This window comes from Brachybacterium kimchii (assembly GCF_023373525.1).
GTDB lineage: Bacteria > Actinomycetota > Actinomycetes > Actinomycetales > Dermabacteraceae > Brachybacterium > Brachybacterium kimchii.
This window is the reverse complement of sequence record NZ_CP097218.1, coordinates 970737-994990: the sequence shown is the minus strand read 5'-3', so window position 1 is coordinate 994990 and position 24254 is coordinate 970737. Positions and strand designations below refer to the sequence as shown.

The window sequence follows — 24254 nt, the reverse complement described above, 5'->3', positions numbered from 1 at the left end:
GACCGAAGGAGAACCCCATGGCTCACACCGAAGACGAGATCCTCGCGGGCCTCGCTGAGATCGTCAACGAGGAGACCGGTGTCGAGACCTCGGACGTCCAGCCCGAGAAGTCGTTCACGGACGACCTCGACATCGACTCGATCTCGATGATGACCATCGTGGTGAACGCCGAGGAGAAGTTCGAGGTGCGCATCCCCGACGAGGAGGTCAAGAACCTCGTCACCGTCGGCGACGCCGTGAAGTACATCGCCGGCGCCCAGGCCTGACCCACCTCGGACGCCCGGAGCAGATGCTCCGGGCGTCCCTCGTCATCCCCACCTTCCCGGAGGACATCCCGCATGTCAGCTGATCGCACCCGCGTCGCCATCACCGGTCTGGGCACCGTCAACCCGCTGGGCGGGGACGTCGCCTCGACCTGGGAGGCCGCACTCGCGGGCACCTCGACGGCGCACACCCTCGACAACGACTGGAAAGAGCGCTACGGCCTCTCCGTCGACTTCGCCTGCCAGGTCGGGATCGACCCCCTCACGATCCTCTCCCGCCCCGAGGCCAAGAAGCTCGACCCCTCCGGGCAGTACGCCATGATCGCGGCCCGCGAGGCGTGGGCCGACGCGGGAGCGCCCGACGTCGACCCCTACCGCCTCGGCGTGGTCGTCGGCACGGGCATCGGGGGCGTCTGGACGATCCTGGACCAGTGGGACGTCGTCAAGGAGCGCGGCGCGCGCCGCGTGAACCCCTTCACCGTCCCGATGCTCATGGCCAACTCCTCGAGCGCGCACATCGAGATGGACCTGGGAGCCCGCGCCGGCGCCCACACGCCCGTCTCCGCGTGCGCCTCGGGCTCCGAGGCCGTCGCCCAGGCCTTCGACATGATCCGCTCCGGCCGGGCCGACGTGGTCGTCTGCGGCGGCACCGAGGCGTGCGTGCATCCGCTGCCCCTCGCCGGCTTCGCGAACATCCGCGCGCTGTCCACGCGGACCGACGACCCCGAGCACGCCTCGCGGCCCTACGACGTGGACCGCGACGGCTTCGTCCTCGGCGAGGGCGCCGCGATCCTGGTCCTCGAGTCCGAGGAGCACGCGAAGGCGCGCGGGGCGAAGGTCCACGCCTATGTGGCCGGCCGCGGCATGGCCTCGGACGCCCACCACATCTCCGCTCCCCTGCAGGACGGCCAGGCGCACGCCATCAGCGAGGCCGTGGAGGACGCGGGGATCACCGCCGCGGACATCCGCCACGTGAACTCCCACGGCACCTCGACCCCGCTCGGCGACATCGGCGAGCTGCAGGCCGTGCGCCAGGCCCTCGAGGACGAGACCGATCAGATCGTCGTGAGCTCGACGAAGTCGATGACCGGTCACCTGCTGGGCGGCGCCGGCGCGATCGAGTCGCTGTTCAGCGTGCTCGCCCTGCGCGAGCGCCTCGCCCCGCCGACGATCAACATCGAGAACCTCGATCCCGAGACGCCGATGCAGATCGCCCAGAACAGCCCTGTGGCCCTCCCCGAGGGCGACATCGCCGTGCTGAACAACGCCTTCGGCTTCGGCGGTCACGACGTCGCGGTGGTGTTCACGAACTCCTGAGCCGACGAGCCCGCGGATTCGCGCCCCGGAGCGCGAGCGCGCGGGCCCAGGCTCCGCGGAACGCACGAGGAAGGGCCCCGCACCACCCGAGGTGGTGCGGGGCCCTTCCTGCATCGGAGAGCGGTGCCGTGTCCGGATGCCGGCCCCGTGCCCATGGGTGCGGGCGGACGGGACGACGGCCGCGGCGGGGTCAGCTCACGCGGTGGAGCCAGCGCATGGGCACTCCCTCGCCGCCGTAGCGGTAGATCTCGAGGTCCTCGTCCCAGGGCTCGCCGAGGGCGACACCGATCTCGTGGCGCATGCGCTGCGGGTCCATGCCCGCGCGCTCCATGCATCCGCGCAGATGGTCCTCGGTGAGCACGGTGTTGCCGGCGCGGTCGGTGACGGCGTGGTGGGCGCCGAGGTCCGGGGTGAAGCTCCAGCGAGCGCCGTCGGCCTGCGTGGTCGCCTCCTGGGTGACCTCGAAGCGCACGTCGCCCATGCTGCGCAGGGCGCTCACGAGGCGCGCGCCGGTGTCCTCCCGGCCGCGCCAGCCGAGCTCGGCGCGCACGAGGCCGCGATGCGCGGGCTGGTCCTCCCAGCGCAGGCGTGCGGGCACGCCGAGTACTCCCTGCGCGGCCCATTCGATATGCGGTGCGAGGGCTCGCGGAGCGGAGTGGATGAAGAGCACACCCTGGGTCATGACGCCCCTTCCGATGTCCGATGCGTCTTCCCCAACGAATCGGCGCTCAGCAGAAGGTGTGCTGTCCCTGGTCGTGCAGGGTAGAGCCTAGAGCCTCTCGCGGATGTCGCGCAATGCCCGCTTCTTCACAGGACGCTCGAGGCCGTCGATGAAGAGGTGCCCGTCGAGGTGCCCGACCTCGTGCTGGATGAGGCGCGCGACGAGGTCCTCGCCCTCGAGGACGACGGGGCGGCCCTCGAGGTCCGTGCCCTCGCAGCGGGCGAAGGCCGCACGGGTGCGGGGATACCACAGGCCGGGCACCGAGAGGCAGCCCTCCTCGCCGTCCTCCTGGAGCTCCTCGGAGAGCTCGGTGATCTCGGGGTTCAGGACGTAGCCGAGCGTGCCGGTGCCGTCCTCGTCCTCGAGGCGCCAGGAGAAGGCGCGCAGGGCGACGCCGATCTGGTTGGCGGCGACGCCGGCGCGGCCCTCGTCGTCCACGGTGTCCAGGAGATCGGCGACCAGGGTGCGCACCCCCTGGGTGATCTCGCGGACGGGATCGCAGACCGTCCGCAGCACGGGGTCACCGATCACGCGGATGGGACGGATGGTCATCGCTGCTGCTCCTCGTCCTCGTCGTCCTCGAGGGCGGAGTCCAGGCCGAGGATCTCGTGGTCGACCCCGACACCCGGGACCACGGTGCGCTGCACCGTGCACGACGCCTCGATGGAACGGTCGATGACCGCGCGGAGCCGGCGGAGCTCGTCGGGCGAGAGCCCGTCGAGGTCCAGCTGGATCTGCTCGTGGATGGCCTCGTAGCGGTTGGACGTCTCGTCGGAGGTGCCGTGCGCCCACAGCCGCACAGCGAAGTCCTCCCCCAGGCGCCGCGAGGTGGGGATGTCCATGCTCATCCCTGCGCAGCCGATCAACGCGATCTTCAGCAGCTCTCCCGGGTCGACCTGCCCCTCGCCCTTGCCGATCGGGATCTCGACCCCGCGGCGGTTGCGCCCGACGAGCGAGCGCTCGCCCACGCGGTCCACCCACACGCTGCCCTCGCCGAACTCGTCGGGGAGCGGGAACGTCGCCTCGGGAACGCTGGTCATGATCGCCTCCGGTCTGCCGACGGCGGGTGACCGCCGCTGCGCCGGGGTCCGTCCCCGCCGCGCGCAGGAACAGGTCAGCCCCGGCCGTGACCGGGGCTGACCTGTTCCTTCTGGCTCCCGCGACTGGACTTGAACCAGTAACCGTTCGATTAACAGTCGAATGCTCTGCCGATTGAGCTACGCGGGATCGCGACCTGCACGACTGTAGCAAAGCGCGCTCGGGCGCGCACCCCGGAAAGCGGCTCCAGGCGGGGATTATGACGCAGTCCACGTTCGCTCCGGGGCCGTCGGGGCGACCATGCCGAGGCGGTGTGCACGGCGAGGGATCGCGGGCGTAGCGTGCGGCGGTGACCACTTCGGAGAACACCCCCGCACCGATCCCCTCCTACGCGCAGGAGGCGGTCGACCACCTCGACGACCTCGTCGGCCTGCGCCGCGCCCTGCACCAGGACCCCGAGCTGGGACTGGACCTCCCCCGCACCCAGGAGCGCGTGCTCGCGGCCCTGCAGGACCTGGGCCTGCGCATCACGACCGGCACGGACCTCAGCAGCATCGTGGCCGTCCTCGAGGGCGGACGCCCCGGCCCCGTCGTGCTGCTGCGCGCGGACATGGACGCGCTCCCCCTGCGGGAGCGGACCGGGCTCCCCTATGCGTCCCCCACGGACCGCATGCACGCCTGCGGCCATGATCTGCACACCTCGGCTCTGGTCGGCGCCGCCCGCCTGCTCGCGGCCCACCGCGAGGAGCTCCCCGGCCGCATCGTGTTCATGTTCCAGCCCGGCGAGGAGGGCCCTGGGGGCGCCGAGCCGATGATCCGAGAGGGCGTGCTCGACGCCGCGGGCGAGCGACCGATCGCCGCCTACGGCATCCACGTGGGCCCCGGGCCCCGCGGCACCTTCATCACGCGCGCGGGCACCGTCATGGCGGGCGCCGCGAACCTGCGCGTGCGCGTGCACGGCGCCGGAGGCCACGGGTCCCAGCCCATGCGGGCCATCGACCCGGTCGCGCCTCTCGTCGAGATCGCGGGCTCCCTGCAGACGATGATCTCGCGACGCTTCTCCTCCGCGGATCCCGTGGTGGCATCGGTGACCACGCTCGAGGCGTCCAGCGCCATCAACGTCATCCCGGACTCCGCCGCCCTCGGCGCGACGGTGCGCACGATGACGGCGGAGTCCGCCGACCGCTTCGGTGAGCTGGTGCGGCAGTTCGCGGAGAACATCGCCCGCGCCCACGGAGCGCGCGCCGAGGTCGACTGGGAGATCCTCTACCCGGCGACTGTCAACGACGACGCGGAGGAGGCGTTCGCGGTCGCGGAGCTGCGCGAGGCCTTCGGTGAGGTGCGCGTGCACGAGTCGCCCCAGCCGCTGATGGGCTCCGAGGACTTCTCCTACGTGCTGCAGGAGGTGCCCGGCTGCTTCGTGTTCCTGCTGTGCTCCCCCGACGACCTGCCCGAGGGGGAGCTCGCGGTCAACCACTCGGCCGAGGTGCTCTTCGACGACTCGGTGCTGGCCGATCAGGCGGCGGCGCTCGCCTCGCTCGCCCACGGTCGGCTGCGGAAGGCGGCCGCCGGCTCCTGAGCGCGAGACGAGGGCGCCGCGGCGGTCGGGATCAGACGATGATCCCGACCACCGTGGCGCTCACGAAGGACACCAGGGTCGCGCCGTACAGGAGGCGCAGACCGAAGCGGGCGATGGTCTCGCCCTGCTCGGGGGCGAGGGACTTCGCAGCGCCGGCGATGATGCCGATCGAGCTGAAGTTCGCGAAGGAGACGAGGAAGGTCTGGGCGATGGCGGTGGCCCGGGCGGACAGCTCGAGCTTCCCGCCGGGGTTCGCGTCGGTGAAGGAGAGCATGGCCACGAACTCGTTGGAGATGAGCTTGGTGGCCATCAGCCGGCCGACGTCGACCGATTCCGAGATCGGCACGCCCGTGAGCACGGCCAGGGGCGCGAACACGTAGCCGAGCAGCTGCTGGAAGCTGATGCCCAGGACGGAGTCGAAGATCCCGTTGAGGATCGCCATCAGCGCCACGAAGCCCACGAGCATCGCGACGACCGACAGCACGACCTTGCCGCCGTCGGTGATGTACTCCCCCAGCACCTGGAAGAAGGACTGCTTCGAGTGCTCGGGCTCGACGATGACGTCCTCCTCCTCGGTGAGCGTGTAGGGATTCAGGAGCGAGACGACGATGAAGGCCCCGAAGAGGTTCAGCACGATCGCGGCGACCACGTACCGGGGCTCGATCATCGTCATGTACGCGCCGACGATCGACATGGACACCGTGGACATCGCCGAGGCAGCGATCGTGTAGAGCCGGTGCTCGGGCAGCGTGGGCAGGATGCGCTTGATCGCGATCAGGTTCTCCGACTGCCCGATCATCGCCGAGGAGACCGCGTTGAACGACTCGAGCTTGCCCAGGCCCGTCACCTTCGACAGGACCAGGCCGACGCCCCGGATCACCAGGGGCAGGATCCGCAGGTACTGCAGGATGCCGATGAGCGCGGAGATCACGATGATGGGCATGAGCGAGGTGAAGATGAAGGGGCCGCTGCCGTCGGCCTCGACGTCGATGAGCCCGCCGAACACGAAGCTCACGCCCTCGCGCGCGTATCCGAGCAGGGTCTCGAAGACCGCGGCGATCACGGAGATGACCGCCTGCCCCACGCCGGTGCGGAGCATCAGCAGACCGAGCACGAACTGCAGCGCGAGCATGATCCCGATGTAGGGGGCCTTCTTCTTCAGCATCCCCACGTCGCGGGAGGGCAGGAAGGCGAGCGCGAGGAAGACGACGAGTCCGGCGATGCCGACGAGGACGTGCATGAGGGTCCGATCCCTGGGAGGCGGTGGCCGCCAGGCACCCTACTCGCCCCGCGCGCGGAGCGGCATTCCAGGAATCGGGGCGATGGGACGGTGGACGGGCGCGCGGCGCGGAGACGATATGCTCGCTCCCGTTGTCAGGGGCCAGTAGCTCAGCCGGTCAGAGCAGCGGACTCATAATCCGTCGGTCGCGGGTTCAAGCCCCGCCTGGCCTACTTCACCAGCAGTTTTGCGTCTCCGGCACCATTCGGTGCATCCCAAGTACGATTTAAGTACGAGTTATGGGCGCGCCCGCGTCACTCCAGAACGGACGCGGCCACGTCGACATCCACACTCTTGCTGTCCACGTACGAGGCCCAAGACGTCGCAGGATCGTGCCCCATGACCGACATGATGACGCGAGGATCGACTCCCGCATCCATGAGCTGTCGCTCCACCGTCCTACGGAGAGTGTGGAAGGTGACCCACGGGAACCCAGCGCGGTCGAGCTTGCGGCGCACCGCCTTGCGGGCTGCAGTCTGGTCCGGCAGTCCGCCCCGCTGCGCCGGGAACACGTACGCGTCTCCCGGGGATGCGCCTTGGAGCTGTGCATCCAGCGCTCCCCGCTGACGGGCCCTGAGCAGCTCAGCTGCTGCGGGGGGAAGCGGGACGGTCCGTCTGCTCGAGTCGCGCTTGAGCATAGGCTTCCACTCTCGGGCCTTCCCGGATCCGTACACTTGCCCCTGGACCGTCAGGAAGGAACGCTCGCTGCCCAGATGGACGTCAACCCATCGCAGCGAGTTCGCCTCGTTGATGCGAAGCCCCGTGTAGGTACCGAGAACGATGAGGTCCGCGACGTCGAGCCGCTGCTGAGGATGACGGATGCGCACCTTCTCCCGAAGGGTCGTCAGTTGCTCGTTGGTGAGCGAGTTCTTCAGCGGGCGCGATGCCCCGTTCTTGTAGGTGTGCGTCTCCGGAGAAGTAGTAGGTGCAGGGAGGCGGAGGTTCACCGCTGGGTCGACTGTGATGTAACGGAGGGCGATCCCACGAGCCGTGGCCTTTCGCCATAGAGCCCGCAAGTGAGTGAGTGATCCAGCACCCAGCTCCGCGATGCGTTCCAGCTCGTCGGAGAGGTCGGCAGGCGTCAGCTGATCGATCGGAATGTCGCGGACTCGCGACTCATGGGGAGTGGTGCGCCGGATGTGAGAGCGATCGCCGGCGAGATCCTCGTCGTCAGGGGGAAACGGGTGCCCCGCCCACAGACGGGCGACCCCTCGATACTTCGACACGGAGTTCGGAGAGTTCACCTGCGGATCACGGCCGCTTTCGATCCGCTCGACGGCCCACGCGATTAGGTCCCCTAGCGTCGGGACCGCATCGTCCGGATCGGACGATCTACGCTCGTGCGCTATCACGCGTTCCAGGGCTGCCTGCGCCATCGATGGGGTCTGCCCCGACCGCGAGAGCTGCGTCATCGTTCCATCCGCACGGCGCATCCGACACCGGGCTCGCCATTGCCTGCCCCGCTTGGCTCGCGACAGTGACGGGTCCGAGGGGTCAGCGGCGCGCCACGCCCCGCCGTCGGTACGGAGATGGAACGAGATCTCCGTTGTGGCGCCTGGCGGAGTTTTCCTTCGGCTCATCGCGCCACCAACGCCATTCGGCGGCCCGTGTGCGTGATCGATCGAAACCCAGAGGGTCGCGTCATGGGCGCGCAGATGATGCGGGGACGCTTGCCCGCACGCTCGCGGCCCCAGTACCTTGGGGCTGACATCTTGAAGGTCCTCCTGCCGGATCTTGCCGGAGGGGCCGGTTCGCACCCGGGCTCCTCAGACTTTCTATTCGCCCCCGTGTTCGCGCCAACGAGCACGGGGGCGAGGTCTATCACGAGAACTTCTCCTCGCAGTTGAGCTGGAGTCCCTGTCGCCTGGTGGGCGGGACGGTCCAGTCAGCACGCAGACACCGTAACGTGAGGGCGTCGACGGAGGGCACTCGAAGATCGATCCGCCGGTTGGCCGCGGCCATCCGGCCAGGCGCCTGCGGCAGAGATGAAGGAACCTCCACCTCCATGGGCCTGTGAGGCAGAGGTGCTCATGCTTCGCAGGCCTCGGAGTAGGCACGTTCGATCTCAGGCAGCTGAGTAAGCCGCGCTCGCGGGTAGAGCCTCCACGCGATGTCCAGCAGGTGATTCAGCCACGCCTCCTGGTCGGAGGGGAGACTCGTGCGACCGTCGTCTATGCGCTCGAGGAAGTCATGGACGGATGCGACGTGCCAACGGTCTGCGGAGACCAGATCAGTGCCCCATTTCCGAGCGGATGCGGCCGTGGGCAGGAGGGCGATGAAGTCGACGTCCTCCAGTCCACCGTCGGGAATCTTCACCTCGTCCGGCAGGTATGAGATGACCGAGGTGTAGACGTCACCCTGGTGCACACCCGCAGTGTCGCTCCCCGTGTGCAAGGCGCACTGGTCCTGCGCTGCACGACAGTCGGCAAACGCGTGCGGGACGTCCCACGCGGGATCGGTGGGGACGGCTGCGTCGGTGATCTTGACCGAGCGTGCATCGCGGACCTGGCCCTCGCGTGCGAGGCGCGCGTCGGACAGGGAAATGGCGCGACGTACTGTCGCAGCGCCGGTTGCGTTGACCTTCGTGTGGGTGCCCTTGCCCTCCATGACAAGGGCGAGAACGTCTGCTTGGTCAGTGGCGACGACATCGGGTGCGAGACGCGGCCGCAGGTCCCAGTGCCAAGAGTCGCTGTCGACCCATCGTCCCGTGAGCGTCGACGGGGAGTTCGTGGAGGCAACGAGGGACTTCGTGACCAGTAGGCGAAGGTCGCGCTGATCAGCCTGCCTTCGGGTCGCGCTGAGATACCTCCCGAGAACCTTCGTGAACGTCTCCTCCTTGACCTCGTCGGGCACAGGTCCCGGCACTGGCAGATGCGGCCGTGTCATCGAGTCCTCCTGCGAAACGCTTGGGCCTGCAGTGTGGCACTGGCCGCCGGCCGTCCTTGCGGCACGGCACGTCGGACACGTTCCTGACGGATGCCCCCGACGGTGAGCCCACGCTTCTCGATGCCGGCCGCTTGCGTACCGAGCAGGGATCGTCCTCGTTCGGCGGGGCCACTGCGGTGTTATCAGGAGGAGGAGTTGGCGAGGAGACTCTTCACTGGGATCTGGAGTCGGCCGGCGGCTCGCAGGGACGCGTCTGTGGTGACCTGCTCGAGCGTAGGCGAATCGGCCTCCTCTGCAGGGAACCCGGAACCCTGGAGAGCTCGACCGAGATCCGCTGCAGCGTCTGCCGGCGCTCCTCCCGCGTATCCCAGGTGATGCCCGGTACGGCCATGAGGACTCACGGGGACGATCCCGATGAGGTTGCCGGCACGTCGGACGAAGAGGGGGACGTCGTTGATGTTGTCTCCGAGGGCCCCGCTGACGATCTCATCCGACGCACGGATCTTCGGAGCGTCCTGGGTGTCTTCGAGGACGAGCAGTCGCCGGCGTCCAGGCTGTGAGGAGAGGACGGCAGGGCGCCCGAACGCATCGCGCCCGATCAGCTTGTCCGGATCATTCCAGTACCGCGTCGCGTGGGAGAGGTGTTCGCGCTCGTGGGGTCCGAGGTCGCTGGCGCCCTCGTGAGGGGTGAAGGCGTCGACGTACTCGGTCATCACGTCATCGGCCGCCAGGGCGTCGAACGTGCGCTCGACGATGGGGTGCAGGGGGTAGCGGTCCTCGAGGTGGCGTAGGAGCTGCCCGAAGTCCTCCATGTCGATGTCGGTGCGAGGCACGACCCCCGGGAGTGCGGACGCGGCGAGGCGCTCGATGAGCGGATCAGGAGAGCGTCCGAACTGCTCGGCGTCGTTGGCCGTCTGCGCGAGCAGTTGGTATGCCTCTTCGGCCTGGCTGGGGGTGAATCGGAGTCCGTCGGGTTCGTCGGCGAAGCGGGACTGAATCTCGTCGAGAGTCGCTGCGCTCGCATGCTGACGTCGAAGTACGCTGCCTTGCGGCGCCCAGGGGTAGGTGAGCCCGTCGAGCTCTCCCGTTGAGGAGATCGAAGTTGGCCGGTTGGACATCAGTCGGGAGCCGTCAAGAAGCAGGTCGCGGATCAGCCGGGCGGCAGGTCCGTCGTAGGCCTCAAGGGCGTGGAGGTTCGCCTCTCGGGTGAGGTGCTCGTCGGGGTCCCAGGGCACGGTGACGGGGCGGCCGGTGCGGGTGTACGCCTCGACGTTCTCCGGTGTGTACGCGCTGCGGTGGAAGAGGGTGGGGCGGTGACCGATCCGCTCTGCGAGCGAGTCGAGGTGGACGATGTTGCGGATGGGGTTCTCGAAGACGCGGGGCGAGGTGGGCCCGGTCTTCACGGTGAGCACGGACTCCATGAGCACGTAGGCGTCGGTCCCCTGGAAGGGGTCGCGCTCGAGCGCGAGGAGCACGGTGCGTGAGGGCTCGAGCTGAGGGATCAGGGTGAAGATGGCGGCGGCGGTCTCCGTGGCGCTGGAGTCGAGCAGCCCGGAGTAGTAGGTGTCTGTGGCGCTCGCGACGAGCACGACTGCGTAGTTGTCTTCGTCGATCCAGGCTCGCAGATGCACCGGGTCTTCGCGGAGTGTGCCGCTGGGATTTGGGAAGCCGGTTGCGAGGCGGTCGTATGCCGTTGGCAGGGACGAGGGCGCCTGGGGGATCTCGCTCAGTGCGAGGGTGCTCGTCGTTCGGCGGTCGCGATTTCTAGTCCGGGCCAGACGTCGGCGCACGCTGGCGGCGGTGACGAAGAGGTCCCGGCCCCCGACGTCGGCACGATCGAGTTCTCCGCTGTCGGCGTACTGGCGAATGCGCCCGACTGTAACGCCGAGCATCTCCGCGGCGTCCGCCGCACGCATCGGTGGTTCGGGTCGGAAGAGACGGAGGGCGGCAGAGATGAGCTGATTGCTGGGCATGGTGGCTTCCTCTCGATCAGGGTTCTCACTCTAGCACGCGCCCCTATCGCTAGCGATAGTGCTTGCGTCTTCGCCCACCTGGCCGCGCGCAGCCGGCCCTTCAGGCGCCGGCGCGTCGATGTGTGATTGCGTGCGGACGTCCTGCGTGCGGTAGTCGCGATCCGACTGATTTACAGATTTTGAGGGATGCCCTATCGCTGATCGCTGGGACACCGCGGCGGAACGGACTAAAACCACTAGCCGTCGGCACCAGGAATCCGATGTCCGATAATGGATCTTATCGGACAATGGCGCTCTTCCCTGCCGCTGGAGGCAAGCAACTGGCGGCCACCTGCATGCACTAACGGCCGAGCAACCGTCCGCTTCAGCACGGCCGTCTCATTCACACCACACCACGAAATCTGTCCACTCCGCATCACGGTCCAGGCACGTGCGAATATGGATACATGCCCGCCATCCGTAGCACTAGGCCGAACCTCAATGAGCAGCTCCCCGTCGCCCTCGCCGCGCGTGTAGCGGGCACCGACCGGGCCTCCCTCGCCCACCTGATCGACCACGGACTGGTCCCCGGTCTCGACATCGACTCTGTCCGGGCCCTCGCCGCCAGCGGAGAAGTCACGGCCAAGGCGACCGACGACCCTGGCTTCCTCGTTGCTCGCCTCGACATCGACCCGATGGCACGCCGGATCACAGACATGAGCGAAAGCCAGCTCGAACAGGCACTTGAAGGCCCCCACAGGATCCCCGGCTCCTACCTCGGGCGAGAGCTCCTCGTCGCCGTGCGGTCGTTCGTCATCGCCACGGGCAGGATCGACGCCCTCGCAGACCTCGTTGCCCTGCGCACCGACCGCCGCGGCCGCGAGATCTACGCCAGAACGATCACGGTCCGCCTCGAGCGACGCCTCACCGACCTCACCTCGCGCCCACCGAAGGCCGACGGCGACTCGAGATGGCTCGGACGCCGTGCACGCATGGGAACCGGCGGCGCCGTCCTCGCGCTGGAATCCTGAACGGCACCATCCGCCTTTGCCGACCGCGAGCACGCCGCACCCCGAAGGAGCCCCGATGGGTCAACGCTTCGACATCCGCTGGACCGACACCGGGGCGCACCTTGACATCCAGCTGTCCCACACAGCGGCCATCGCCCTCGAGCTCGACGACGCGGAGATCGACTCGCTGCGCGAGTTGCTCTCGACCGCCCAGCAACCGCCCCAGGCGACACCCCTCACGGCACGCCCAGCACCTCCCACGAGCCCTGATCCCGATCGACTCCCAGCGGCACCCCACTCGCATCCGGTCTTCACCACCGGCACGAACAGCCCGGACACCGCGGAGCCTCCCGCACCAGAAGACCTGGTCATCTTCGACTCCGCCGCACCGCACATGGCCCGGCTCGGTCTGAGCCGAGAAGACCTCGCCGCCATCCTCGATGACCCCGACGATGAGTGGGTCGACCGCCGAGGTGTGGCCTGCGTCGTGGTGCGCGGGAACAGCGCCGTCGTCGTCGGACTGCGTGACCACGCGATCATGTCCGTCATGGACTCCCGGCTCGCCTACGCCACGCGTCCCCGCGACCGCGAGCCGATCCCCCGGCACCGGGGAGGCAACGGCACGCGATACCCCACCAGCGCCGAGGAGCTGTGGAGCCTGCTGCGTCAGCGCGGAGCAGACGTCTCCCGCACAGGAGGCGGGCACATCGAAGCCAGCTACCAGGGGCACCGCTGCACGATGGCCTCCACCCCCTCGGACCATCGGTCACTGCGCAACGCCATCACGCAGATGGAGCGCACACTCGGACTCGACCTGCGTCGCGAGGACTAGTAGCACCGCGTCCCACCACGAGGCCCTTCCGCCCACTGGAGAGATACCCGGAGAGACCGGGGCTCTCATGAAGGGAATGGCCATGGCTCACCTCGCCGCCGACGCAGACCTCTCGCTGCTCGAGGATCCCTCCACCGCACACCGCGTGCACGCCGCCGCCGAGTTCAGCGACGACCCCGAGATCCTGGACGGACTCGCGCGCAGCCGCGCCCCGCTCGGCGTCCTGCGGAAGATCGCGCACAACCCGGCGACCGCCGAGCACACCCTCGAGTACCTCATCGACGTCGACGAGCGGTGGCTCACCTACCCCGTCACGCGCCGCACCGACCTCTCGGCCGAGTTCATCGACCGGATCGCCCGCCGCCTCAGCGACCGCAACGCGATCTACCACGTCACCTCGGCCCCCGCCGCATCGGAGTCGACCCTCCGCTACCTGGCGTCGCATCCGAACGCGCCGCGCGGCGCCGTCGAACAGGTCGATGCTCGCCTCGGAGCACTCCCCGCATTCGCGGCGTAGGGCTCCTCCGGCAAAGGCGAAACCCCAGGGAGATCATCTCCCTGGGGTTTCGTGCATACCCTGTCATGGCCCCATCCGCCGACGACATTGGAAGCCTACCCGAAACGACCAATTCGAATACATCGATGCTGGTCACGGTGCGCAGAATGTCCCGCAAAAGAGCCTTCCCGCCCACTGGAGAGGGTGAGCGTCCACCCCTGCGGAAGGCCCTGCAATGCGTGCTCTGACCGAGGCTGTCCTCTCCCGAGACCTCTTGAATATCCGACACCATCTCCAGGAACTCGTCGAGTCTGGGGATCCGAGCATCAGGGGCAACGGCGGACCCTGCACCCTCGTCGTCGCCATGTGGGCAGGGATCATCGCCGTCGGGCCCCAGGCCACAGGAGACGCGATGCGAATCGCATCCTGCATGCTCGCCGACGCCACGCGGATCCGCCCGTTCGCCTGAACGGCCCGCGGCAGCGCCTGCCCGCCCACTGGGGAGCGCAGAGTGCCCAGGCAGGAGGACCACCATGGCCATCACGCACTACGAACTGCTCGGCGTCGCCCCCGACGCTTCTCGGTCTGAGATCACTGCGGCCTTCCGGGCGCAGATGAGAGCGCTGCACGGTGACGCCGGCGGCAATGATGAGCTCGCGAAGCAGGTGAGCTCAGCGTTCAATGTGCTGTCGAACGCGGAGCGGCGCGCGAAGTACGACCGCACCCTCTTCTACGAGCGGTCCTCCAGTGCGAGCGCCCCGACACCTCCGCCCTCATCGGAGCCGACTCGCGGCCGCCGGAAGGTCTTCCGCCCCGACCGCGACGTGCCGGACGTGTCGATGATGACCGCGGACCCCACCGCGTGGGGGTCCTGGTACACCGCACCAGACGACCAGGCACCGGCCCGGTCGCGCCTCCGACGGTCACCCCACATCGTGCGACGCGTGCTGCTCGCGCTCGGGTTCCTTGCGTGGGTGCTCGCGGGCGCCGCCGCGGCGCGAACGATCGGGCTCCCCCTCGCGCGGGTGGGGATCCTCGATGTCGTGCCGGCGCTGGCGGTCGGAGCCGGCATCCATCTCGTGTGGTCGGCGCTCGTGTTCTTCCGTGCGCTTCACTCGCGCTGGGGCGTCATCTCTACGCTCGTGCTCGCGGGCGCCGCGGCCGCGGTGATCTACCGGGACGCAGGCACACCGCTGCCGATGCTTGGGAGTCCGCTGTGCCTGGTCGCGAGCGCACTCACCACGCGGCTGTCCTTCGTGATCGCGCTGTCGCGGTCCGGGCGCACCGACGGGGACAAGATCATGCGCTCGTCGTTCATCACGCAGGCCGGCGCGACTTCTCTGGGTGAGCGACCGGCGGACATCGATCGGCTCCTGGGCGCGCTCGTCGGTGCGTTCGGCCAGCGCGAAGGCGTCCGTGTGATCCTCCTGCCGGACCGCGTGACCCCGCATCGTGACGCCTCCCCGGTGCGGTCTCAGGTGGCGGTAGTGATCGGGCGCACCCTGCACTTGGTGGCGATCCCCTCCATCGGCGCCGACGGTATGGAGATCGCGGGGTCAGACCTCATCGCGGACGGGAGCGTGTATCGGAACGTGGTGCGCGACGAGATGCGGGCGCTCGAGTCCCGGTTCGGACGGACGGGCAAGGTGCGGGGCTACGTGATCCCCACGCGCATGGTCTCCTCGCAGCCCCGTGCGGCGACGGTGGACGGGGTCACCTTCGGTTCACTCACGCAGGTCATCGACGAGATGGGCTCCGTGGCCGGCGCGCACCTCGACAAGCCGAACACCCTGTTCCGCAGCCAGGCGCTGCAGGCCATGGCGATCCTGCTGTGATCCAAGGGCGGCCAGGAACCATGGTGCCGGCAGCGAGCCGAGCGTCTATGTCGCTAGGTCTTCGTCCCTCATCGGAGGAAAGTAACCCAGCCGGCGCCGAATCCGCAGATCGGTGATCCAGTCTGGGTCGGGTTCGACGTTTGCGATCACCACGTCGGTGAAAATCATGGCGCACGTTGGGCCAATACGTACCCTTGAATCGCCCCGGGTTTGTTAGAGGCTCGCAAGTGCCGCTTCGGCGGTCGCCGGCACGGTCTGGTGGTGATGGTAGATGTCCTCGAACTCAACGGGCGGGATCATACTGATCTCGCCGTGGAGCCGTCGGTGGTTGAACCAGTCGATGTACTCCGCGGCCGCGATCTCGAGGTCGTCGATGCCCGTCCAGGGACCGTGGTTACGGGCCAGCTCGGCCTTGTAGAGCGAATTGAATGTCTCGGCCAGTGCGTTGTCGTAGGAGTCGTCTGTCGAGCCGACCGAGGCGACGGCGCCGGCTTCGGCGAGCCGCTGGGTGTAGCGGATGGCGACATATTGAACGCCTCTGTCGCTGTGGTGCTTGAGTCCAGTAGCGGCCTGGCCTGCGTGCTCGCGGGTCCCGATCCCCATCTCCAGCGCGTCGAGCGCGAGGTCGGTCCGCAGCGACTTCGACAGCTGCCACCCCACGACGCGGCGAGAGAACACATCGATGACGAACGCGGCATACGCCCACCCCGCGAACGTCCGGCAGTAGGTGATGTCCGCGACCCACAACTGGTTCGGAGCTGTCGCCGTGAAGTCCCGCGCGACCAGGTAAGGACGAGAATCCGGTCCGCGACCGGGGATCGTAGTGCGTGGCCCCTTCGCACGACTGATGCCACGCAACCCCGCGGAACGCATGAGCCTCTCGACCGTGCAACGCGCGATCTCGATCCCTTCCCGGCGTAGCTGGGCGTGCAGCTTCTTCGCCCCGTAGACGCCGAAGTTCGCCGAGTGGACTCGGCGGATCTCGACCAGCAGTTCCTCGTCGCGCAGTGCCCGCTTCGAGGGCGGGCGGGTCTTGAAGGCGTAGTACGTGCTCGGCGCGATCTGCGTGCCCGCCACGGTGAGCGTGCGACAGATCGGCTCGACGCCGAACTCGTGCTTGTGCCGGTCGATGAACTCCACGATCAGCGCGGTGGGCGGTCGAGCTCCGCTGCGAAAAAAGCCGAGGCCGACCGCAGGATCGCGTTGGCCCGGCGCAGCTCGCGCACTTCCTCCTCCAGTTCAGCGAGCCGCTCGGACTCACTGGTCGTGATCCCGGGTCGGTGCCCCTGGTCGATCTCGGCCTGCCGGACCCAGTTCCGCAACGTGTCGGGATGGATCCCGAGCTGCTCGCCCACGCGACGAAACGTTCCCAACCTCGTCGCTGGATCCAGTCGCGCTTCCACGGCCATCCTCGTGGCCCGCTCCCGAAGCTCGTCCGGGTACTTCCTCGGTGCTGCCACGCTCCTCATCCTCCCCTGGGATCAGAGCCTCCACCAGACCCGGGGCGATTCAAGCTGCCCGGAAGCCTTCAACCCCTCGACCAGGTCCCGGCCCCTGGGCTCGCCCGGCTCCTTCTCATCGGTCATGGTCATGATTCTTACCGTTCCTCTTGGTACGGCTTACACAGACCATCTGACACGCCCCTGCGCGCCCGGCCGGAGGCTCGACAGATCAACGCCAAGGCACCCTGCGGGCCAATCGTAAGCAAGGGTCAGAACATCCCGGCCAGGACTTCCTCATCCTCGCGGGATGCGGCAGAAACAGACTGACAATCGTAGCTATCTCCAACGGCGCCGACTGCCGCTTTCATCCCTGCAGTGCTCAGAGCGTCCGAATAGGCCAACGGGGCGCATTGACGGCCTCGGTCGCTGTGATAAACCAAGCCGCTACTGGAGGCCTCGGCGCGGGTGCTCGGCAGGGCGTGCGCGAGGGCCTGCAACGGCAATGCCTCGGTGTGCAGGCTGGCCGCGACGGTCCAGCCGACGATCCGCCGGGTGCAGACGTCCGTGATGAACGCGGTATGGCAGAACCCGTTGGGGATGCGAACGTAAGTGATGTCCGCGACCCAGAGCAGATTTGGCCCCTGCGCAGAGAAGTCCCGCTCGACGAGGTCGGGGCAATGATCGGGTGCTCCCGTTGTCGTGAGCGCTTTGCGGCCACGCCGAACCCCTTCCAGGCCAGCGACTTTCATCAGTCGAGCGGTCTGGTCTCGGCCCATTTCCCAGCCAGCTCGGCGCATGGCCTGGTGCACCTTGCGATACCCGTCGACGCCGTAGTTCTCAGCGTGGACTCTTCGGATCTCGCCGATCAGCATCTCGTCGCGGATGTCCCGGGCAGAGGCTGGGCGCTGCTTCGCGGCTCGGTAACCGCGAGAGGTGAGGAACCCGCAGTCTGTCGCGCTGAGCACGCGGCAGATGGCCTCGACCCCGAACTGATCACGATTCACGTCGATGAACCGGATCATTTCGTCGTGGGGCAGTCGCACCAGGACCCGACGCCGCGCGGCCGCGACCGCCCCGCAACTCTTTTGCATTCGCAACCATCGGAAACCGGCGGCATCGAGCGAAACCCATAGAATTCATTGACCAAAATCAAACCCAATCGTACAGCAGCATATTGCCATCAAAGATGCAACATCTATAGGCTCGTTCCCAGACACGCGCCGAACCGCCTACTTCAACGACCGCAAGTACTCGTTGTATGCGTCCAGCTCGACATCACCTTGCCTTGCAACCTGTCGATCTCGTACCCGATTTAGGCGCTCATCACTACGGGCCCAGGCAATCATGACGATCAGAAGCACCAGGAGCGAAGGTAGTTCTCCGTAAGCCCAGGAGATCCCGCCAGCCAAGTATTGGTCTTTCATCGTGTCCACGCCCCAGGCTTCTGGCGCCGAAGTGAATGCGCTCACTAGCGGGGCGGGTGCCATCATGACAAGAACCCCAAAAAACGCAAATAAACCGGCCTCAAAGAAAGCATCCAATACTCTGGAAAGATAGCTAGTGCGGGAAGGTAAGGGATCACCGGGGACAAGAGTCAGGTTGAATAAGATGCCACAAACCAGGAAAAGCAGTTCTAATACCAGATGCCCCGTTGTCGAGCTCAGGAATCGACTCGCCACGTTTGCCAAATAGAGACCATAAAAGAGAAACAAGAACAATGGCAACGTAAACAGGGGATGCGTAAGAAGTTTGCCAAACCGCGAACGGAGTCCAAATAATGCAATCCTGAGGATCGGTTGCCCCCACCAATTATGGGGTGTAGCACGCAAAAGCAATGTTCCGGGCTTTCCGAGCAAAAGAAGTGGCGGGATGGTGAGCATGAACGTCATCTGCTGGAACATAAACACCGAGAACATCGCATAGCCGTACCCTTCTACCGCAAGGCCGGTCATCCCAACAAGAATAAGCGTTCCGAGGAGAAACGCCGCGCCGCGCCAAGCCGCCCAACCCCTCCCGGAAAATATCATCGCGATCCAACCGGCGATGTACATCAATCCAATTGAAGCGGCAATGATTGGAATAACCGGCACGGTCGGTAACTCCAGACGAAAAAAGTTCGCCAAAGACGGCGGTTCCGTCGGGATCCATGCCGCGTGCCACACTCAATCTCACCATCCTTGTTTATGCGCTTGAACGAGAAACTCCTCGCCGAGAAGTCTACAGCACCACCGGTGTTCCGGCTAGAGCGTAGCTCCTGCAAGCGTTGGCGCCCACGAATATTACGTGGCAAAAGTGATCGGGTAATATTCCTAACGTATATCGGACTGACGAGCTGCGCCCGGAGGCCGCGGAGACCGTCGCCGCCCTGCATGCCTAGGGGATCCGCACCATCATGTTCACCGGCGACAACGCGCTCACCGCGAGGGCGATCGCCGCGGAGGCCGCCCACATCCGCCGCCTGGCCGAGCAGTCCCCGACCGCGATGATCGGCGACGGCATCAACGACGCCCCCGCTCTCGCCTCTGCTAACCGTCGGCATCGCGATGGGCGTCACCGGCACCGCCGCGGCGGTGGAATCCGCAGACGTCGCCTTCACCGGCACCGACTTGCGCCAGCTCCCCGCCGCCCTCGCCCACGCCCGCCGCGGGCAGTGGATTATGACCGGGAACATCGCCCTGACGCTCGCGATCATCGTGGTGCTCTTCCCGCTCGCCCTGCTCGGCGTGCTTGGCCTCGCCACCGTCGTGCTCGTCCACGGGGCGGCGAAGGTCGTCGTCATCGCCAACGGCATGCGCGCCACCCGCACCAAGCGCCTGGCGACGCAGGGAACGCCCAGCAACATTGGGCAGGATCAGCGCGGGACGACCCCCACCCGAGAGGCCGCCGCATGAGCCGTAGCACGAAACTCACCCTCGGACTGATCGCCGTCGCGGCGCTGATGCTTACGGGATTCCTCATCATCCCCGACACCGGACGCGATGCACCGGCTACCGAAGAGGCCTCGGACACCGCGAGCCCTCAGCTCCTGCGGGAGGACAGTCCCCGCCTTTCCGAGGGCAGCAGCGAGGTCGTGTTCGTGGAGTACCTCGACTTCGAGTGCGAGGCCTGCCTGTCGCTGTACCCGACCGTCGAGGAGCTCCGCGCCGAGTACGGCGACAAGGTCACCTTCGTGGTGCGCTACCTGCCCCTGCACGGCAACTCCACCGAAGCCGCCCAAGCCGCAGAAGCCGCAAAGGACCAAGGCGCATTCGAGGAGATGTACAAGGCCCTGTTCGACAACGCCACCGAATGGGGACACCAGCAGACCTCCCAGCGAGAGCTCTTCTTCTCCTACGCGGAGGAGATCGGCCTGGACATGGAACGCTTCGAGCAGGTCTACGACGACCCCTCCACCGCGGAGCGGATCGAGCAGAGCGCCGCGGATGCCCAGGCCCTCGGAGTCACCGGCACCCCCACCTTCTTCGTCGATGGGAAGCGCCTGGAACCGACCCGCGTCGAGGACCTCACCGATCCCCTCGATGCCGCCCTCGCGGGCTGAGCACATGCCCGAGGACACGTCCACGGTCGCCGCTCCGTCCCGCGGACCCGGCGCTCTCTTCACCGGCACCGGGGCGATCGGCCTGGTCATGGCCGTCGTCCTGCTGGTCGAGAAGATCGCACTGATCGAAGACCCCGCTTACGTCCCCTCCTGCAGCCTCGACCCGGTCCTCTCCTGCGGATCGGTGATGGAAACCCCGCAGGCCTCCGCGTTCGCCATCCCCAACCCGATCCTCGGCATCGCCGGCTTCTCCGCCGTCCTCACCCTCGGGCTCGCCATCCTCGCCGGAGCCCGCACGGCCCACTGGATGAGCGTGCTCATCCAGATCGGCGTCACCTTCGCCGTGCTGTTCGTGCACTGGCTGATCGGGCAGAGCCTGTACGAGATCGGGGCCCTGTGCCCCTACTGCATGATCGTGTGGGCAGTGACGATCCCCCTGTTCTGGTTCACCACCCTCCACCACCTGCGCCGCTGGACCCGGGACTCCGGCCCCGCGACTCACAGAGCAGTCACCCTGCTGCACGAGTTCCGCCTCCCGATGGTCGTCGCCTGGTACCTCGTGATCCTGACGCTCATCGCCGTGAGGTTCTGGGACTATTGGTCCGCCCTGCTCTGAGCGCCCGCAAACTCGCGACCAGCACATCCGCCCCTCGCCCCCCCCCCCCCCCCTGAAGGAAAGTGACTATGCGAGCCCGCTCCCGGCGACATCTCCTCCACGCGACCGGACTGGCTGCCGCCATCGGCCTGACCACAGCCTGCGGCAGCTCGGACAACCGCGACCGCTACGACTCCGAGAGCTCCGGATACGTCTCCGGGAACGGCGTCACCACGGAGATCGACCCCAGGACCGTACCGAGCCCCTCGAGTTCTCCGGGACCACCTATGACGGCGACGTGTTCGACGCGGTCGAGCAGCGCGGCTCCGTCCTCGTCGTGAACGTCTGGTACGCCTCCTGCCCGCCCTGCCGGATCGAGGCCCCGGACCTCCAGGCCATCCACGAAGAGTACGCCGACCAGGGGTCGCCATCATCGGCATCAACCTCCGCGACGCCGCGGGGCCCGCCAAGGCCTTCGAGGAGAACTACGGCATCACCTACCCCTCGATCCCTGACCGGCAGTCCGAGATCATGTATCAACTCCGTGGATTTGTCGCGCCCAATGCCGTCCCGACGACGCTGGTCCTGGATCACGAGGGACGGGTGTCCGGCCGGATCTCCGGAGCGATCGACCCCTCGATTCTGCTGGGGATGCTCGATGGCGTCCTCGAGGAGGCGATTTGATGAGCGGGGGAGGGCTGGCGGAGACCCTTCAGTCGATCGCTTTGTCCGGGTCGCTCGCACTGGCCATCGCCGTGGCGGCGATCGCGGGGCTGATCGCCTTCCTCTCGCCCTGCGTGCTGCCGATCGTGCCCGGCTACCTCGGCTACGTCTCCGGACTCGCAGGACAGTGCTCGGGAATACCTGCACCATCCCGCAAGCTTTCAGGCACAGACGAAAGCACGCAAAGTCGCAGAGCTCCCCAACAGACAACTGGACGAATGCTGGGAGGCAGTGCACTATTCGTCGCAGGATTCACGGCGGTATTCATGGCTCTCGGAGGATTCGCCGGCGCGATGGGCTATCTGCTGCAAGAACATGCCGTGTGGATCAATCGCGTCGCCGGCCTCATCGTCGTGTTCATGGGACTCATTTTCATGGGGCTTCTACCACGCCTCTCAGTAAACATCAGGGCTACGAAGTAGCGACCCGATGCTGGTCTCCTGGGAGCCCCGCTCCTCGGCTTCGTCTTCGGGCTGAGCTGGACGCCATGCATCGGCCCCACCTATGCCGCGATCATCGCGCTGTCCCTCGATCCGGGAGTCGACGGCTCCGGGGCGGCCCGTGGTGCCGTCCTCGCCCTCGCGTACTCCCTCGGGCTGGGCATCCCCTTTGTCATCAGCGCCCTCTTGCTTGACAAGGCCATCGGCGTCAGCAGGTCGCTTTCACGCCATCGACGACTCATTGGGATCCTCTCCGGGGTCCTGCTGATCGGTATCGGCCTGCTGCTGCTCACGGGGACGTGGGTCTCCTGGATGGACCAGCTCCAGGGCTCCATCGCCTCGTTCCAGCCCGCGGTATGAGCACCCCCGCGTCAGATTTCATGCGGGCCTGCCGCATCCTGCGATAACTCAGGATCCGGAAGAGTCCACGGCAGGTGTGACATGAGCCCCACCGAGTCACCGGAGTTGAGTAAAGAGAAGGTGCGGGACGTCGGCCAGACTTGGGTCCGGTTCAAGAACGAGTGAAGTCATCGAACAGGATCGCTCTTCACTGTTCCCGTCGCCTCGGCCCTTCGGTACGTTGCTCATACCGGTTACGAGGTACGAGAGTTTCTTCCTGATACTTGCGTTGCTTTTGCGTTGCCGCGACCCAATGCCCGACTCTCCCTGTACATTCCAGGGATATTCACGGAGAACATTCATGGCCACGAGCAATTCCCATCGCGCGCCCGGCCGCGCAGTCACCCCCCTTCGTCACAGCGGACGTGCCCTGCGCGGGACCGGCGGCGCAGCTGTCCTCGGCACCGTTCTGCTCGGCTCCGCCTTCGCCGGTGGCGCTGCCCAGGCAGCCCCTGCCGCCCCGGCGTCCACCCCTGCCGCCTCGCCGACCGCCGCGTCCCCGGCCCCGGCAGCCGCACTCCAGTCTTCGGAGAAGCTCCGCTGGGGCTCCCAGGGCTCCACGGTCGAGCAGCTCCAGTCCGCGCTGAATGACGAGGGCGCCGACCTCGCCGTGGACGGCAAGTTCGGCAAGCTCACCCACGGCGCCGTGAAGGACTACCAGCGCGCCAACGGGCTCCAGATCGACGGCGTCGTGGGCCCCGAGACCCGTGGCTCCCTCAATGGCGGCGCTTCCGTCGGCGGCTCTGGTACCTCGGTTCCGACCCGGGGTGCGTCCACCTCCTCCAGCAGTGGCGAGGCGATCGTCGATGCGGCACGCACCCAGATCGGTGCCTCCTACTCCTGGGGCTCTAGCAAGCCGGGCGTGAGCTTCGACTGCTCCGGTCTGACCCAGTACGCCTACAAGCAGGTCGGAATTGACCTCCCCCGCACCTCCGGCCAGCAGGTCGCCGCGGGCACCCAGGTTTCGAAGTCCGAGGCCCAGCCCGGCGACATCGTCGTGTGGCCCGGCCACATGGGCATCTACGCCGGCGGCGACAAGGTCGTCGATGCGGGCCGCTCCCCCGGCGCCGTCACCGAGCGCACCATCTGGGGCAACCCCACCTTCATCTCCTTCCGCTGAGCCCGGCGTCATCGATCGGCGTGCACCCCACTACGTGGTGGGGTGCACGCCGATCGTCATACGTAACACAGATTCCCGGCGAACGGGGGTTCTCATGTGTGGAGCGTCTTGCCGGCTTCGCGTTGCCGCACCGACGGGCTCTCCAGCTGAATCGTGGCGTGCTCGAACGCCACTGGGAGGTGGGTGCTGACGCAGACCTGGACCTCCTCCAGAATCCTGAGGGCATGCACCGATTCGAAGCATTCCTCACCGACCGCAACGTGCGCGGAGATGATAGGGAGGTTGCTTCCGATCGCAGAGGCGCTCAGGCCATGGACGTCTTCCACATGTTCGAGCGCGACGATGCGCTCCCGCACCTCATCGAGATCAACACCCTTCGGGGTGTAGTCCATGAGGATGCGCAACGTGTCGACCATGATGCGGACGGCCCTCGGAACGATCAGAGCAGCAATGAACAGCCCCATCAACGCATCCGCTTGCTGGAAGCCCGTCACCTGGATCACGATCGCGGCCGCGATCACGCCCAGAGACCCCAACGCATCATTGAGCACCTCCAGGAACCCGGCACTCATGTTGAGACTCGAGTCCCTGCCACCGGCGAGGATGAGGATCGCGATGATGTTCGCGACCAATCCGATCACGCCGAAGATCAGCAGCTGATCCGAGGGGACCTCCGGCGGCTCTGACAGCGCGAGATCCCCTCGACGGCTGTGTAGGTGCCGACCACGATGAGGAGCTTGGGCCTGCGCCAGCGCCGCCAGCACTTCTATCCGGGCGAAGCCCCCAGGT

General features: G+C 67.1%; 23 protein-coding genes, 2 tRNA genes, 2 pseudogenes and 1 other annotated feature. Of the genes and pseudogenes, 15 read left to right on the top strand and 12 right to left on the bottom strand.

The window, feature by feature from the left end:
- Positions 1–17: 17 nt before the first annotated feature.
- Both M4486_RS04825 and M4486_RS04820 read left to right on the top strand, forming a co-directional pair.
- On the top strand, positions 18–266 hold the full coding sequence (locus M4486_RS04825; RefSeq protein ID WP_152352887.1) for an acyl carrier protein: 249 nt from the start codon (positions 18–20) through the stop codon (positions 264–266).
- Between the two features lie 72 nt (positions 267–338).
- Positions 339–1580, top strand: a complete 1242-nt coding sequence (locus M4486_RS04820; RefSeq protein WP_249479977.1) for a beta-ketoacyl-[acyl-carrier-protein] synthase family protein — start codon at positions 339–341, stop codon at positions 1578–1580.
- 190 nt (positions 1581–1770) lie between these two features.
- Here the strand turns inward: M4486_RS04820 and M4486_RS04815 are convergent, their stop codons facing one another.
- The 4 genes from M4486_RS04815 to M4486_RS04800 all read right to left on the bottom strand — a co-directional run bounded on the left by M4486_RS04815 (position 1771) and on the right by M4486_RS04800 (position 3528).
- Positions 1771–2262 (bottom strand): DUF3145 domain-containing protein, encoded by a 492-nt coding sequence (locus M4486_RS04815; protein WP_200500769.1) that lies wholly within the window; start codon positions 2260–2262, stop codon positions 1771–1773.
- Between the two features lie 87 nt (positions 2263–2349).
- Positions 2350–2853 (bottom strand): peptide deformylase, encoded by a 504-nt coding sequence (gene def / locus M4486_RS04810; protein WP_249479975.1) that lies wholly within the window; start codon positions 2851–2853, stop codon positions 2350–2352.
- Positions 2850–3341: an OsmC family protein gene (locus M4486_RS04805; protein ID WP_249479972.1), complete on the bottom strand. Its 492-nt coding sequence runs from the start codon at positions 3339–3341 to the stop codon at positions 2850–2852. The genes def and M4486_RS04805 overlap by 4 nt, the downstream gene beginning before the upstream one ends.
- A gap of 111 nt (positions 3342–3452) precedes the next feature.
- A tRNA-Asn gene (locus M4486_RS04800) sits at positions 3453–3528 on the bottom strand.
- A gap of 160 nt (positions 3529–3688) precedes the next feature.
- Between M4486_RS04800 and M4486_RS04795 the strand changes: the two genes are divergently transcribed.
- Entirely contained in the window at positions 3689–4918 is a 1230-nt protein-coding gene (locus M4486_RS04795; protein WP_429798321.1) for a M20 metallopeptidase family protein, read from the top strand.
- 31 nt (positions 4919–4949) lie between these two features.
- Here M4486_RS04795 and M4486_RS04790 read toward each other — a convergent pair whose 3' ends face one another.
- Positions 4950–6158, bottom strand: a complete 1209-nt coding sequence (locus M4486_RS04790; RefSeq protein ID WP_249479967.1) for a NupC/NupG family nucleoside CNT transporter — start codon at positions 6156–6158, stop codon at positions 4950–4952.
- Positions 6159–6296: 138 nt separating this feature from the next.
- Here M4486_RS04790 and M4486_RS04785 point away from each other — a divergent pair.
- A tRNA-Ile gene (locus M4486_RS04785) sits at positions 6297–6370 on the top strand.
- An 81-nt stretch (positions 6371–6451) separates the two neighbouring features.
- On the opposite strand, the gene M4486_RS04780 is transcribed toward M4486_RS04785, so the two are convergent.
- The 3 genes from M4486_RS04780 to M4486_RS04770 all read right to left on the bottom strand — a co-directional run bounded on the left by M4486_RS04780 (position 6452) and on the right by M4486_RS04770 (position 11056).
- On the bottom strand, positions 6452–7609 hold the full coding sequence (locus M4486_RS04780; protein ID WP_249479965.1) for a tyrosine-type recombinase/integrase: 1158 nt from the start codon (positions 7607–7609) through the stop codon (positions 6452–6454).
- 616 nt (positions 7610–8225) lie between these two features.
- Positions 8226–9083: a hypothetical protein gene (locus M4486_RS04775; protein ID WP_249479963.1), complete on the bottom strand. Its 858-nt coding sequence runs from the start codon at positions 9081–9083 to the stop codon at positions 8226–8228.
- A gap of 182 nt (positions 9084–9265) precedes the next feature.
- Complete coding sequence (locus M4486_RS04770; RefSeq protein WP_249479961.1) at positions 9266–11056, bottom strand: helix-turn-helix domain-containing protein; 1791 nt, start codon at positions 11054–11056, stop codon at positions 9266–9268.
- A 446-nt stretch (positions 11057–11502) separates the two neighbouring features.
- Here M4486_RS04770 and M4486_RS04765 point away from each other — a divergent pair, with 446 nt between their 5' ends.
- The 5 genes from M4486_RS04765 to M4486_RS04745 all read left to right on the top strand — a co-directional run bounded on the left by M4486_RS04765 (position 11503) and on the right by M4486_RS04745 (position 15208).
- Positions 11503–12066, top strand: coding sequence for a hypothetical protein (locus M4486_RS04765; protein ID WP_249479959.1), 564 nt, complete (start codon positions 11503–11505; stop codon positions 12064–12066).
- A gap of 55 nt (positions 12067–12121) precedes the next feature.
- Positions 12122–12877 (top strand): hypothetical protein, encoded by a 756-nt coding sequence (locus M4486_RS04760; protein ID WP_249479957.1) that lies wholly within the window; start codon positions 12122–12124, stop codon positions 12875–12877.
- An 82-nt stretch (positions 12878–12959) separates the two neighbouring features.
- Positions 12960–13394 carry a hypothetical protein gene (locus tag M4486_RS04755; RefSeq protein WP_249479955.1) on the top strand — a complete coding sequence of 145 codons (435 nt, stop codon included), beginning with the start codon at positions 12960–12962 and terminating at the stop codon, positions 13392–13394.
- Positions 13395–13608: 214 nt separating this feature from the next.
- Entirely contained in the window at positions 13609–13842 is a 234-nt protein-coding gene (locus M4486_RS04750; protein ID WP_249479953.1) for a hypothetical protein, read from the top strand.
- A 64-nt stretch (positions 13843–13906) separates the two neighbouring features.
- Entirely contained in the window at positions 13907–15208 is a 1302-nt protein-coding gene (locus M4486_RS04745; RefSeq protein ID WP_239201690.1) for a J domain-containing protein, read from the top strand.
- 213 nt (positions 15209–15421) lie between these two features.
- On the opposite strand, the gene M4486_RS04740 is transcribed toward M4486_RS04745, so the two are convergent.
- From M4486_RS04740 to M4486_RS04730, 3 genes are all read right to left on the bottom strand, one after another.
- Positions 15422–16677 (bottom strand): IS3 family transposase gene (locus M4486_RS04740; protein WP_239201692.1). Its coding sequence is split into 2 segments (ribosomal slippage): positions 15422–16383 and positions 16383–16677, totalling 1257 coding nucleotides; the frame shifts between segments, so codons are not numbered across the junction.
- Positions 16262–16390, bottom strand: a sequence feature (AL1L pseudoknot). Its footprint overlaps the gene before it by 129 nt.
- A gap of 242 nt (positions 16678–16919) precedes the next feature.
- Positions 16920–17741 (bottom strand): IS3 family transposase, encoded by an 822-nt coding sequence (locus M4486_RS04735; RefSeq protein WP_255719116.1) that lies wholly within the window; start codon positions 17739–17741, stop codon positions 16920–16922.
- Between the two features lie 138 nt (positions 17742–17879).
- Complete coding sequence (locus M4486_RS04730; RefSeq protein WP_239201696.1) at positions 17880–18812, bottom strand: cytochrome c oxidase assembly protein; 933 nt, start codon at positions 18810–18812, stop codon at positions 17880–17882.
- Between the two features lie 164 nt (positions 18813–18976).
- Between M4486_RS04730 and M4486_RS04725 the strand changes: the two are divergent.
- From M4486_RS04725 to M4486_RS04700, 6 genes and pseudogenes are all read left to right on the top strand, one after another.
- Positions 18977–19541 (top strand): annotated as a pseudogene (locus M4486_RS04725) (HAD-IC family P-type ATPase); the annotation flags it as partial.
- Complete coding sequence (locus tag M4486_RS04720) at positions 19538–20188, top strand: DsbA family protein (protein ID WP_239201698.1); 651 nt, start codon at positions 19538–19540, stop codon at positions 20186–20188. The pseudogene M4486_RS04725 and the gene M4486_RS04720, both read left to right, overlap by 4 nt.
- A 4-nt stretch (positions 20189–20192) precedes the next feature.
- Positions 20193–20804, top strand: a complete 612-nt coding sequence (locus M4486_RS04715) for a vitamin K epoxide reductase family protein (RefSeq protein WP_239201700.1) — start codon at positions 20193–20195, stop codon at positions 20802–20804.
- A gap of 510 nt (positions 20805–21314) precedes the next feature.
- Entirely contained in the window at positions 21315–21467 is a 153-nt protein-coding gene (locus tag M4486_RS19865; RefSeq protein ID WP_346731769.1) for a TlpA family protein disulfide reductase, read from the top strand.
- Positions 21467–22306, top strand: a pseudogene (locus M4486_RS04705) (cytochrome c biogenesis CcdA family protein). The gene M4486_RS19865 and the pseudogene M4486_RS04705 overlap by 1 nt, the downstream one beginning before the upstream one ends.
- Before the next feature lie 340 nt (positions 22307–22646).
- Positions 22647–23465, top strand: coding sequence for a C40 family peptidase (locus M4486_RS04700; RefSeq protein ID WP_239201702.1), 819 nt, complete (start codon positions 22647–22649; stop codon positions 23463–23465).
- A 92-nt stretch (positions 23466–23557) separates the two neighbouring features.
- On the opposite strand, the gene M4486_RS04695 is transcribed toward M4486_RS04700, so the two are convergent.
- Positions 23558–24229 carry a cation diffusion facilitator family transporter gene (locus tag M4486_RS04695; protein WP_283257957.1) on the bottom strand — a complete coding sequence of 224 codons (672 nt, stop codon included), beginning with the start codon at positions 24227–24229 and terminating at the stop codon, positions 23558–23560.
- Between the last annotated feature and the right edge of the window lie 25 nt (positions 24230–24254).